The 13,831-nt window shown below is 26.8% G+C and carries 11 protein-coding genes; 5 read left to right on the forward strand and 6 right to left on the reverse strand.

The window, feature by feature from the left end; all coding sequences use genetic code 11:
- Positions 1-26 precede the first annotated feature (26 nt).
- The 4 genes from ilvC to ACZ5SO_RS05465 all read right to left on the reverse strand — a co-directional run bounded on the left by ilvC (position 27) and on the right by ACZ5SO_RS05465 (position 5,075).
- A complete protein-coding gene (ilvC, locus tag ACZ5SO_RS05450) occupies positions 27-1,019 on the reverse strand; it encodes a ketol-acid reductoisomerase (RefSeq protein WP_464627326.1) in 993 nt (330 codons plus the stop codon).
- 49 nt (positions 1,020-1,068) lie between these two features.
- On the reverse strand, positions 1,069-1,596 hold the full coding sequence (gene ilvN / locus ACZ5SO_RS05455; protein ID WP_464627328.1) for an acetolactate synthase small subunit: 528 nt from the start codon (positions 1,594-1,596) through the stop codon (positions 1,069-1,071).
- Between the two features lie 520 nt (positions 1,597-2,116).
- Positions 2,117-3,238 carry an NAD/NADP octopine/nopaline dehydrogenase family protein gene (locus ACZ5SO_RS05460; RefSeq protein WP_464627330.1) on the reverse strand — a complete coding sequence of 374 codons (1,122 nt, stop codon included), beginning with the start codon at positions 3,236-3,238 and terminating at the stop codon, positions 2,117-2,119.
- A 1-nt stretch (position 3,239) separates the two neighbouring features.
- Entirely contained in the window at positions 3,240-5,075 is a 1,836-nt protein-coding gene (locus ACZ5SO_RS05465; RefSeq protein WP_464627332.1) for an aminotransferase class I/II-fold pyridoxal phosphate-dependent enzyme, read from the reverse strand.
- A 704-nt stretch (positions 5,076-5,779) separates the two neighbouring features.
- Between ACZ5SO_RS05465 and ACZ5SO_RS05470 the strand changes: the two genes are divergently transcribed.
- On the forward strand, positions 5,780-6,553 hold the full coding sequence (locus ACZ5SO_RS05470; RefSeq protein WP_464627333.1) for a response regulator transcription factor: 774 nt from the start codon (positions 5,780-5,782) through the stop codon (positions 6,551-6,553).
- Positions 6,554-6,664: 111 nt separating this feature from the next.
- On the opposite strand, the gene ACZ5SO_RS05475 is transcribed toward ACZ5SO_RS05470, so the two are convergent.
- Entirely contained in the window at positions 6,665-7,051 is a 387-nt protein-coding gene (locus ACZ5SO_RS05475) for a metal-dependent transcriptional regulator (protein ID WP_464627335.1), read from the reverse strand.
- 319 nt (positions 7,052-7,370) lie between these two features.
- Here ACZ5SO_RS05475 and ACZ5SO_RS05480 point away from each other — a divergent pair, with 319 nt between their 5' ends.
- Both ACZ5SO_RS05480 and ACZ5SO_RS05485 read left to right on the forward strand, forming a co-directional pair.
- The gene (locus tag ACZ5SO_RS05480; RefSeq protein ID WP_464627336.1) at positions 7,371-8,330 is read left to right on the forward strand and encodes a 2-oxo acid dehydrogenase subunit E2; all 960 of its coding nucleotides are present in this window, start codon (positions 7,371-7,373) and stop codon (positions 8,328-8,330) included.
- A gap of 93 nt (positions 8,331-8,423) precedes the next feature.
- Positions 8,424-9,701: a beta-phosphoglucomutase family hydrolase gene (locus ACZ5SO_RS05485; protein WP_464627338.1), complete on the forward strand. Its 1,278-nt coding sequence runs from the start codon at positions 8,424-8,426 to the stop codon at positions 9,699-9,701.
- Between the two features lie 140 nt (positions 9,702-9,841).
- Here ACZ5SO_RS05485 and glf read toward each other — a convergent pair whose 3' ends face one another.
- Positions 9,842-10,942, reverse strand: coding sequence for a UDP-galactopyranose mutase (glf, locus tag ACZ5SO_RS05490; protein ID WP_464627339.1), 1,101 nt, complete (start codon positions 10,940-10,942; stop codon positions 9,842-9,844).
- Between the two features lie 228 nt (positions 10,943-11,170).
- Between glf and ACZ5SO_RS05495 the strand changes: the two genes are divergently transcribed.
- Both ACZ5SO_RS05495 and ACZ5SO_RS05500 read left to right on the forward strand, forming a co-directional pair.
- Entirely contained in the window at positions 11,171-12,583 is a 1,413-nt protein-coding gene (locus ACZ5SO_RS05495; protein ID WP_464627340.1) for a lipopolysaccharide biosynthesis protein, read from the forward strand.
- A 284-nt stretch (positions 12,584-12,867) separates the two neighbouring features.
- On the forward strand, positions 12,868-13,698 hold the full coding sequence (locus tag ACZ5SO_RS05500; protein WP_464627341.1) for a LicD family protein: 831 nt from the start codon (positions 12,868-12,870) through the stop codon (positions 13,696-13,698).
- Positions 13,699-13,831: the final 133 nt, after the last annotated feature.

Below are 13,831 nucleotides of genomic sequence, written 5' to 3' on the forward strand. Positions count from 1 at the left end.
ATGAAAAGAGGGAAAATTAATTTAATTTATTTCTTTAACCAGCTCATTAATCCTCTTAATTTTTTACCGGTTTTTTCTAAAAGACTTTCACTTTCAATTCTTCTCTTAGCATTGAAATATGGTCTTTTTACTTGATTTTCTAATAACCAATTTCTAGCAAACACACCTTCTTGAATATCTGTTAAAACATCTTTCATAGCTTGTTTTGTTTGGTCTGTGATGATTTTTTCACCAGTTATATAATCACCATATTCTGCTGTATCAGAAATGGAGTATCTCATGTATGAAAGACCACCTTGGTTGATTAAATCAACAATTAGCTTCATTTCATGACAACATTCAAAATATGCCATTTCAGGTTGATAACCAGCTTCTACTAGAGTATCGAATCCAGCTTTAATTAAGGCCGAAACACCACCACAAAGAACAGCTTGTTCACCAAATAAATCTGTTTCCGTTTCTTCTTTAAATGAAGTTTCAAAAATACCAGCTCTACCTGCTCCTAAACCCTTGGCATAAGCTTTAGCAACTTCCATACTGTCTCCACTAGGATCTTGATTTACACAAACTAAGGATGGAACACCTTTGCCTTCAACAAATTGAGATCTAACTGTATGACCTGGACCTTTGGGAGCTATCATTATTACATTAACATCACTTGGAGGAGTAATTTGACCGAAATGAATATTAAAACCATGTGCAAAAGCTAAGTAGTCACCTTTTTCTAATCCATTTTTAATTGCACTATCATATAAGGAAGACTGTTTTTCATCAGGAACAAGCATCATAATAACTTGTGCGACTTTTGCTGCATCTTTAGCTTCCATAACTTTTAAGCCAGCTTCTTCAGCTTTGCTCCAACTCTTAGAACCTTTGTAAAGACCAACAACTACATCTACACCACTTTCTTTTAAATTAAGTGCATGTGCGTGCCCTTGGCTACCATAACCAATAATTGCTACTGTCTTACCTTCTAGGTACTTTAAATCTGCATCACTGTCATAATACATTTTACTCATTTCTCTCGTCCTTTGGCTTTTCTATGCCGAATATGAATTTGTTAATATTTTATAGCTGTTCGTAAGGGGTGTCTTTTAAGGCTTTCTCCCCACGACCAATTGCTGTAATTCCAGTCCTAGTTAGCTCAACTATTCCATAAGGAGTAGCCAAATCTAAAAATGATTGTATTTTCTTATTACTACCTGTAAGTTGAAGTGTAATTGTAGAATGGGTCACATCTACAACCTTTGCTTTAAATAATTCACTCAATTCAATTACATCTGTTCTATTCCCATTTTTAGTTGAAAGTTTGACTAAAATTAGTTCACTTTGAATACCATTTTCATCGGTAATAATAGAAACTCTATACACATCAACAAGTTTTTCAACTTGATTTTTGATCTGCTTTACTATGGAAGTATCACCAAGAATGACAATTGTTATTCTACTTATTCCATCATCATTAGTTCTTCCAACACTTAAGCTATCAATGTTATATCCACGTCTTGAAAAAAGACCGACAACTCTTTGAAGAACCCCAGAATGGTTTTTTACAAGTAGTGATAATGTAAATCTCATTTCCTTTAAATCTGCCATTTGTTTACTCCTTTACAAAATGGGTATAGTAAATTACTCCCTATATATTTTTACTTTGGGAGGTCTTTACCACGGCTAACAGCTTAATTTCTAAGCTCCGTGGCTACATAATAATTAGTAGGCTTGATAAAATAAGGACTATAATTAAAGCAATAGAGAGCAGCACCACATCAATAATGTGGAGTGAGAAGATATTTGTTAATTTTATAAGATTCGCTCTCATCTTCTATTTCTTCCTTGCTTTAAGATATTATATAGCTATAATCTATTTTATTTGAGCAAATAGGTCAATAGAAAATTTGATATTTTTATGCAATTTTGTGTATATATATTCTTATATTATACATAAAACATTTACTCTAAATAAATTATTAAAAAAAAACTATTTTCTAAAAATTGAAATAATTAATTTCTGAATTTAATTTCAAATAAAAAATTAGAGAAAAATTATGATATTTTATACAAAAATTATGATATTTTGAAGAAATCCTCACTTGAATCAAAAATTTATTTACAAAAGTTAAGATTTGTAAAAATCAATAAAATCCTGTTTTTTCTTAAAATATAAGTGTGGAAGGGTTAAATTATATTCATTAGTGGGACAAAAACCTTTTTTTGTATATAACTTCAAATTAAAAATATCTTCATACCATTTTAAAACTAAGTCTATATAATCTGTTTTAACATCAAATAGAGTGGCACAACTTTTTATAATAGCTAAGCCAAACAGAAAATCTTCTTGAAAATATCTCGAATTAAGATCAGGAATATAATATTCCCCTTGCTCCTTAACTGGGGCACCTATCCCCTTAAAAGCATTTATTGATATAATTTTTTTTGTAAAATCATTAATTGTTTTAGCTTCATAATAAATAGGCAGAGAAACAACAGAACTAAGATCTATTCCATATTTATATATTTCTTTACATACATCTTGTAACTCATTATCACAGGCAAATAAAATCTTTGATGATTCATCAGTCCACTCTTCATAAAATAGAGGTTGCTCTTTAGCAAAGTAATCAAAGACCTTAGGAAAAAGTGTATATAGTCGAGTGGTATGCAAAATAGGATTTGATGGAGTTAATGTGATATTTAAATAATTATCTAAACAAATTGTTTCAATCCCAAATAAATTTTCAACCAAATTTGTAACATAAGTGTGATTTTTTTTTGATAATGTGGATACATATAATTTGTCTTTTTTGCCTAAGCTATAAACACTTTTGCCTTTTTCTTTTATCCTAGCTATTCCATGCACCCGTTGTAATCCAGCTATAATACATTTTTTTTTAATTAGAGACGAACAAATATACTCTCCTCCTCCACTCCCTGGTATCATAAGTAAAATACTTTCTTGAGGAATATAATCTTGAATCTCTTTTAATACAGAAGGAAAAACATGTGAGGGTAAAGTTGAAATAATTAAAGAAGCGTTTGAAAATATTGTTTGTTTATTATCACTTGCCTCATATAATCTTCCTTTATATAGAAACTCATTTTTCTTATTATATACTGAAATATCTGTATTCCAATTTGTACTGCTCTTTGTATAAAGATAAACTTGATTTTTCTTATTTGAACCTAAATCTCCAATTAAAAGAGATCCTATATTTCCTCCACCTAAAATTACAATTTTCACACTATTTTCCTAATTCTTTCTTTAAGGCTTCAAGTAACACCTTATTATCTTCTTCATTTCTTATAGCTAACCTAATATAATTTTTATTATTCATTCCTAATTTAGTAGATAAGTCTTTTATAAGGATATAATGATTATGGAATAAATCAATTGCAAGGTTAGAACTAGAGATATTTATTAGCTCACACATTACATAATTTGCTTGTGATTCTAAAACTTTAATATTTGGAATTTGTGACAGTTCTTTTATAAAAATATCTCTTGTTTTTCTAAATCTAGTTAATGCTAATTGATAACAATCACTATATTTCTCTTCGATTTGCATATAATATTCTCCAAAAGAATTTATATTCCATATAGCAATGTGTTTTTTGATAAATTCCATTAATTCTCTATTATTTGATGCAACAACACCTAAACGTAAACCAGGAATCCCATAAGCTTTAGATAAACTTTTTATGACAACAAGATTAGGATATTTAATTAATAATTCCTTATTTATTAATGTAAAGGTTAAATTTTCTTGTGCAAAATCAACAAAGGATTCATCTACAATTACTTTTAAATTTTTTGATTTTGCCCATTCTATTAATTTAAGTACATCTTTATAACAAATAAAATTTCCACTTGGATTATCTGGATTAATCAATAATAAAGCTCTTATATCCTTATCATGAAAATATGATATTAAATCATCTCCTGTATATCTAAAATCCTCATTATTAGGAGTAAATGAAACTATTCTATCCTTTTCAACTCTGTTTGGATATTCTTCAAATGTAGGGAAAACAATACCAATATTGCCTTCAAGATGACCCATTATTATATTTATTAACTCTGCTGCCCCATTTCCTATAATTATTTGATCAGATCTTACTCCAAAATTTTTACTAGCTAATAAATTATTAACTTCTAAAGAAGATGGATATTGAGTTATTAAAGTGTGGAAATTTGCTTGAATTTCATCTAACAATTTTTTAGGTGGAAAATATGGATTAACTAGATAACAAAAGTCAATTATTCTAGGATATCTCCAAAATCCACCATATCTTTTTTGTATTCTCTTAAACTTATTTTTTTTATCACAATCAAAAATTGATTCAGCTATATCCAAATCTTGAATATCATCTATTTCATACCAACTACACGTTTTATCCAACACTAATGCTTTAATTCCTGGATTATCTAATAATGTTATTACTTTAAGGACTTGCTCATAATATTCGTTATTGCCAAGAGCCATGCAGTAAGCTTCTAAAAAAGGAACATAATGATGAGTAGAAAACTTTTTGCTAAACTTATATATATTCACAGTTTTATAATATGAATTAATTTTATCAAACTCAAAATGCTTTTTATCAATGAAGTTTATAATCTTACAGTCATTATTTAACCTTACTACAGTTCCATCCATCCAACTCTCATACTTTGAGACTAAAGCTAAACTAGGATATTCATTATCTATTAATTGGGTTAAGGCCTTTTTTTCAAATATAATATCTGATTCTAAAAGTATTGTATCCTCTTGGACTAAATAATCACGAGCTAAATACAATGAATAAATATTATTTGTTTTATGATAAATATCATTTTCTACAAAAACAATAGGTGTTTTTATTTTCTTCTCACTATTATTTAATTCATTAATAAAATTTTTAACTTTATTAGATTTATATCCTACTACTATTACTATTCTAGATAAGTTAAAACTATCTAAATGGTTAAGCATCCTTTCAATTAGAGTAACTCCATTAACTTTTACCATACACTTAGGTACATCTGTTGTAAGATCTTTTAATCGTTTTCCCATGCCTGCAGCTAATATTATTGCTTGCATTCATAGCCTCCAATAAAAAAATAAGATTTAAATCTAAAATTAATTTTTGTTACTAAATAGAAAATTTAAGTAAATAACAAATATTATTCTTATGCAAACATTACAATTTTAAATTTAATCAAATAACACTATAGCATAACTAACAAATATTTACAAAATAAATGTGAAATTTAACCTTACAGGGAATCTATTTAATCTTACAGGGAATCCTCACTAGGAAAACTTAAATTATTACTCTTGATATCTACAAATTTAAAAAAAATTAATCCTTTTTGATTGGATGTCAATAAATATTAAAAAATATTACAAGTTTAGTATATTTTATTTAATTTACAATAGTTAAATTTTTGTTATATAAAGTAAACTATATTAATTTTGTTATATAAATATTCTCATATTTTTAAATAATGTAAATTATATCTTTACAAAAAACCCTATTCAAGGATAAAATAAATGTTGAAATTAATATCGATATAAAGATTTTGTATTACTAATATTCACAAAATACTACAAATTATGTATAGTTATTTAAGTATTATTTGTTATAACAATGATTCTATATAATTCCGGACTACTTTGATCCTTATAACTAAATCAATACTGATTTTTTTATATGATTATACATATTGTAGGAATTTGTTGTGATTTGTAATATGGTTATTATATATTTGTATTGAAAAATAAAAGACTAAAGGAAATATCTTTTGAATTATTCATTAATTATAGTAATTAGAGATGATTACACAAGACTAGATTTAATTTCGTCTATCGATTGGAAACACTTAGGTATTGAACTAATTGCTTCATTAAAAGAAGGGATTATCGCACAGAAGCTGATTGAGTTATTAAAACCAGATATGGTTATTACTGAATTCTCAGTCAGGGGAGTTTATGCGATGTTACAGGCTTGTCCTATTTATCACACGCTTATCTTTGGTAACAGTGAAAAGGAAATGAGTAGTACTCATAAGGCCTTCGGTTTAGGCGTTTTTGAATATCACCAAAAACCAATAACGCCTCAAAAATTAAACTTTGTCCTTACGGACATGAAAAAGAAATTAGAAAAGGAAAGACAAAATATTATAGAAAATAATGACGAGAAAAAATTCGTTGCGATAAAATTGCCAACAAGTACTCAAAACCATTTAGCTAATTCAGCTATAACTTTTGTTGAGCAAAACTACTCAAAAAATATTGGACTTCAGGAAACAGCTGCTTTTTTAGGGGTGAGTGAAGCTCATTTGTCTAGAGTATTTAAAAGTAAAACAAATTTTAATTTTGTTAAATATTTAAATTCTTATAGAATTAATGAGAGCATTCATTTAATGCAAGATCCAAACTTAAGTATTAACCAAATTTGTAATGCTGTTGGAATCCATAACCCAAGTTATTTTTCTAAAATATTTAAAAGTTTACTTGGAGTAAATCCAAATAAATATAGAGAATCATTTATTAATTATAATTTATCCTCTGAATAATTATATATAAAGAATAAATTTGTTTAAATTGTTCTAATTCTTATTAACAAAAAAAAAGGGACCTAAAAGATCCCCTTTTTTTTTGTATTATTATTTAGATTTTATATATTATTAGTTCTCTATTTTTTCAGCTCCAAGATGGCCTTCTAAATAGCTAGCTATTTTTTCCATAGTCTCACTAGATACATCATGTTCAATCAAACAAGCATCACGTTTGCTAACTTCTTCACTAACATTTAAGATGTCTCTTAAAAATCGCACTAAAGTTGTGTGTCTCTTATATACCATGGAAGCATGAACCTTACCTTTTTCAGTTAAAGTTATTTTTCCATAAGTCTCATGATTAATATAACCTTCAGCACTAAGAACCTTCATGGCTCTATTAACACTAGGCTTGGAAACATTAAGCCTTGCTGCAATATCTGTTGTTCTTACAACACCATTTTCACTCTCAATATTGAGAACTGCTTCTAAGTAGTCTTCACCTGATTTATTCATATGTAACAATATAACCAATTATTTGGGTTTTGTCATTCACTATTTGAACTTTTTTTTAACTTTTTTTAATTATATCTGACATATTACAGAAAGCAACTTGTTGCCAGGATATAAATTAGTTAAAATATGTGCATGAATAATTAATTTTATTTTTCTTAGCACCATCTAACATTTTGTTCTAAAAGGTTAACAAAATTATAGATTTAATTTCATTTTATATAATTGTATATAAAAATTTATATTGCTGAGACAGAACTTTTTAACTATTTTTTATTTTTTTATATACAAATCTTGAATTATCAATGTAAAATTATAAATAATGAAAAAAAGAGAGGACCAAATATCAATGCCAAGAAGAAATGATGCGACTTATGTGTATGACATTCAAACCTTTAAAAAAATATTTCCTTTTTTAATGCCTAGAAAATGTGACTCACTAGTTTATTTAGATTTAGATTTAGATTTAACTGCAACTCTTGATTTCATTAAAAACAACCAATCATCTTCTCTTAAAAGAAAATATAGAGTATTTGAAGTTCTTATTGCTGCAATAGCTAGGCTTATAGTAATTAGACCTGAATTAAATAGATTTGTCATGAATAAAAGACTTTGGCAAAGAAAAGAAATTTCTATAAATTTTATCGTTAAAGAAGAGTATAATGATAACGCTCCAGAGCATAGCATTATTTTGAAATTTGATGAGAATCATACTTTAGAAACCGTTGCTAATCTTGTAGACAAAAAAATAACTGAAGCTAGGAAAAACACTGATTTAGATAAAAGTTCTCTTGCTGTTGATAGACTTGTGAACTTTTTTACTGCCTTCCCTCCTTTTATATTAACCGCTATTGTTTCTATTATTAAATTTATGGACACAAAAGGCTTTGCTCCTAAATCTATTATTAATGAAGACGGACTTCATTGTTCTGCCTATATTAGTAATTTAGGTAGCATCGGCTTAAAAACAGGAGCTGTTTATCATCATCTTTACCAATGGGGTACTACTAGCCTTTTTATCACTATAGGAGCCTTAAAAAGAAAACGCATTGTCAAAGAAGATTCGTTAGAAAGAAGAGATTCATTGAAAATTGGAATCACTCTTGATGAACGAATTGCCGATGGATATTACTTTGTTCAATCTTTGAATATGTTACAACAAATTTTAAATACTCCTGAACAACTTTTTTTCAAACCAAACAAAGTTTCTCCTAGACCTCCTAAGAGTAAAAAAGAATTAAAAAGAAGAAAAAAATCTATACAAAAAAAATCAATTATATAAAATATCCTATATTTATATTTTTATTATTTTACTTGTATTATCTCTATCTCTTTGATAGTCTTGTATTAATAAAATTCTTTAGGAGGATAAAAAGTGAAAGCCGCACTTTTTGATATGGATGGTGTATTGTGTGATACACAAAAAATACACGATTCTTGTTATATAGATATAGCAAAACAATACAATGTAACTTTAGATGAATCAATTTTTGATAAGTTTGAGGGAATATTAAGAATAGAAGGAGTTAAACTTTTTTGTAATGCAATCAATTTAGAACCTACTAATGATAACATAAATTATATATCTAAAATAAAAAATGATCTTTATTTACAAAAAATAGAAAAAAATAAAGAGTCTCTTTTAAATGAAGGGACTATTTCTTTGTTAAAAAGATTGAAAGCGAATAATGTAAAAACAGCTTTAGCTAGTGCTTCTGCAAATGCTAAACACATTATTAAAACAACTAAAATTGAAAAATATTTTGACTGGGTGGTTGACGCTAGCAAAATAGAAAAAGGAAAACCTAATCCAGCTATTTTTTTAGAAGCAGCTTCTAAATTAATGGTTAAACCATCTGACTGCGTTGTTTATGAGGATGCTATAAATGGCTTAAAAGCCGCAAATGATAGTAATATGTACTCAATTGCAATGAATGTAGATTTTGAAAACATAGATATAACTTATAACGATAAGATTGCTGATAGATTTATTACATCTTTAGAAGATCCTCTCTGTTATAAAGGATTATATGAAAATATTTATGATAGTGCAGATAATTGCTCTCTATTTATATTCGATGCTGGCAATGTTGTTATAGAAAATATTCACTGTTTCAGTGGTATTTTTGAAGAATATAATTTTACAACAATGCAAAAAAATGAGTTTATCAAAGATTTTCATCATTACACTGCCCCTCTTATGGATGGCAACATTTCAACAGAATTCTTTATAGAAAGGATAAATCAAAATTTAAACTTAAATATTAATAAAGATGCTTTTTATAAGCATTTTAAGCCAACTTTAAATCAACCAATTGTAGATCTTATAAAAGCTCTTAAACTAAATGGCAAAAAAGTAGTATTAGGTTCTAATACTTTTGCTCCACATACTAAGAAAATGGAAGAAATTGGAATGTTTGACTTATTTGATAGTATTTATGTTAGTAACGAAATGCATCAATATAAACCTAACCCATCTTTCTTTAGATATATTTTAAATAATGAAAATATTGAAGCTAATAAAGCTTATTTTATTGATGATTTATCTGAAAATATTGCTAGTGCAGCTTCTTTAGGTATTAATACTTTACATTATGTTAATAAGAATAAAGATAATAAACTAAAATTAGCTTTCAAAAATTTTTTAAACTAATTTGATGATGGAGTAGGAAAGTTTATCAAAAAAATTATCCTCTCAAAACAACAAGTTGGCTCTTATACTTACCAAACTAGACACTTTGTTAAATTCTACAGCAAAGTGTCTAGTTTTCTCAACTTTAATAAAATAATTAATTAACTTATTTCTTCTATTAAATTTAATACAGACTCTATAGTAGTATCCATATCATAATACTTATATTCTGCTAGACGACCTCCAATTAATAATGAATTATCTTCTTTAACTTTATTCAAATATTTATTATGTAATTCAATATTTTTTTTATCTCTTAAAGGATAATATGGTTCGCCTGTCTCTGCATAATCTACTGGATATTCATAACTTACCCAAGTAACATTAGTTTCTGGGCTTTCAAAATGTTTGTGTTCGATTGTTCTTGTATAAGCAACAGAATGATCTGTATAATTTATTACTGCAACACCTTGATGATTTTCTTCTTCAAGCCTTTGATTATCAAATTTAACAGATCTATATTCAAGATAACCTTCACTATAATCAAATAAAGAATCTAATGGACCTGTGTATAATACTTTATCAGCCATCTTTTTAAACTTTTCTCTATCACTGTTATAATCAGTATTTAATAAAATATCAGCGCCTTTAGTTAATTTTTCAATAATTTGAGAATATCCTCCCTCAGGAATTCCTTGATGACGATGATTAAAATAATTATTATCAAAAGTATATCTTACTGGAATTCTTTTGATTATATCAGCAGGTAATTCTTTACAACTCTTTCCCCATTGTTTTTCTGTATATTCTTTTATCAGCTTTTCAAAAATATCTCTACCTACAAGACTTATTGCTTGCTCCTCTAAATTTTTTGGCTCACTAGTAATTTCTTTTCTTTGTTCTTCAATGATTGCTTTAACTTCTTTTGGAGTTTTTGCCTTCCACATTGCGTAAAAGGTATTCATATTGAATGGAAGATTATAAAATTCTCCCTTATAGTTAGCTATGGGTGAATTAATATAATTATTAAATGTAGTAAAATTATTTATATATTCCCAAACTCTTTCATTAGATGTGTGAAAAATATGAGCACCATATATATGAAGATTAATACCATCTCGATTTTCTGTATATATATTACCACCTATGTGAGAACGTTTCTCTATCATTAAACAAGTTTTACCTTGTTTTATCATTTCATGTGCAAAAACAGAACCAAACAAACCGGTTCCTACAATTAAATAGTCATAATGAGAATTCATTACTCCTCCTACTTTAAATTTTACTATTAAAATATTATTTTAAACTGTAATAATTAAATTATTATTATATATGTTCATAATAACATATTAAAATTATTTAGCAATATATTGAAACTTTTTATATATTTTATTTGTTATCACTTTTACGAACAAATTTAATAAAAAGGTTACTAATACCCCTTTTACATTTAAAGTGAATGTATATATTATAAGGACTGTCTTAAAATAATGAAACAGGATAAAAAAATTAAACATAAAAAAAGAAGCATAACTAAAAAAACTTTAATTTATACTGGTGGTTCCATATTGGCAAGTCTTTCAATGACTGCCTCTACATACCTATATTCAAAATATACTAGCACCTCAGACTACGGGAACTTTCAATTAACAGTTTCAATAATGATGTTATTAGCTACTGTTGGTTTTCTCGATATAAGAACAGCTACCCTTCGTTTTATGTATGGTATTGCAGCTGAAAATGATGATAATAGAAACAAAGCCATTTATAGTGGTGGTTTGATTTTTGCTTGTTGTATAATTTTATTATTTTTTACTACCTATATAGCAAATCAAATTACTAATGTTCCCTTCCCTAAAATAGGATTCTTCTGGGCATTAAGTTATGCCCTAGGTAATTTTTATTTATTTGTTACGCGGGGTCTAGACAAGGAATATTCTTATTCCATAGCATATTCCTTATTTTTCGGAGCTTTGTTATTTTTAAATTTATATTTTTTAGCTTTTAGACACTATGGAGCTAAATATATTTTAATTTCAATGACAATTGCCGAATTTATACAAGTAATATACCTTGAAAAAAGAATTAAAATATTAAAAAATTTTAGACCTAGATTTATTGATAAAAAGATAATTAGACATATGCTAAAATTTTCGATTCCTCTTGCAATTACTGCTTTGGGTACTTGGATAATGTCTTATTATGCTAGTATACAAGTAACAGCAATCTTAGGCTCTTCTTCTAATGGTATTTTTTCAATGGCAATGGAATTTGCAAAATCAGTTCCAATGGCAACTGCTGGAATTATTTTAGCCTGGCAAGAAATTGCTTTTTCGAGAAAAACAGAAAATATTAATAAGATAGATACTAATTATTTTTCAACTTCAATTACCTCAATTTTTAAATTTTTTAGCTGCTTTTTTATTGTTTTTATTCCTTTAATGCAATTAATAATTCCATATTTTTTAAGTGAAGGCTTTCAATCCGTTAAATATATTATAGCTTTATGTACAGCAGGTTTTACTCTTGATTGTATTTCCCAAATGGTAGCTAGTATTTTTGGAAATAATATAGATTCAAGACCAATTATGATATCAACAATAATTGGCTCTCTATTTCTAGTTGTTACTATTCCATTTTTTATTAAATTTGATTCAATCTATGGTGCAGCCTTATGTGTTTGTATATCTTTTGCTATAACACTGTTTGTAAGATTAATATGGTTAGATCTTGTACTACATTTTGATATTAGCCATTTAAAAATAATATTAAGCTTAATATTAGCTTTCATTTTCGGATACTTTAGCACAATTAGTTCTTACAAAATGAATATATTAATCCTATTGATAGGATTAGCTATTGGAATTCCTACGTTGAAGCATGAAAGGAAGAAGATTAATTAACACTCTTACAGGTAAATTTATAATATAGAAAAGTTAATTCTTGTTCTAAAAAATCAAAATTAATAGTTGTAATTTTTTTTAGATTTTTTTAGAGTTGCTTGTATGTTTTAAATTTGCTAAATATATGAATTTGAAAAGAAATAAAACACTAATATAATTAAAGAATATACTATTTATGAAATAATAAAAAAAATATATAATATTTGTATTTTTTGTGAAAAGATAAGCTTTTTTTTACGATATCTATTTATTTTACTTAATATATTTTTTATAATAGGAGCATTATGAATAAAAAATTTAACCAAATACCTGATGAAGAAATTAAATCGATTATTTTAGATATACTTATTGATGTAAAATCTTTTAACGAAGAACATAATTTGAGATATACTCTTTATTATGGAACTCTTCTTGGAGCTATTAGACATAAAGGATATATTCCTTGGGACGTTGATATGGATATTGTAATGCCACGTCCTGACTACGAATATTTTTTAGAGCATTATGTTCCTAAAAATAAAAATATAACTATGTTTGATGAAAAACATTGTGATTTTTATCATTTTGCTTGGGCAAAAATTTGCGATAATCGAACTGTATGCGATGAACATTACAGAGGTTTTAAAGATAATCCATATGGAATTTATTTTGATATTTTCCCAATTGATGGTATCAATGTTGACAAGAATCTAAAGAAAAAACAAATGAAGGCAAAAAGATTGATGCAAATGTCTTGTTTGGCAAGATTGAAACCAAGCTCTTTTTTCCCTTTTCACTATAATATTGGCCTTGCAATTTCAACTATTTTATTCGGATGGTCAGTTAATTCAATTAAATTAAGAGATAAGTTAGTCTCTCTTTGTAAAGAAGTTGATTATGATAGTACTGATGATTTGATGATAATGGCTAACGGAGCTGCTAGTGTTGTTGTTATTAAGAAAGAATGGATTGAAGAGACTATGGATGCAACTTTTGAAGGAATCACTTGTAAAATCAGTAAGCATTATGATGTTATTCTAAAAAAAATATATGGTGATTATATGACTCTCCCTCCTGAAAATAAAAGAAAAGATAATCACACTTACAACGATTATCACTTTATAGAAAAAAAATAATTTTATTAGCTATTATAACTTATTTTAGTTATTACTTATTTTAAAACACTGACTATAATCGGATTTTATAGGCAGTGTTTTTTTTGTTTAAAAATAAATTTGTAAATTATAACTTTAAAATTCCCCCTATTCT

It is taken from the genome of Pleomorphochaeta naphthae (assembly GCF_055396005.1).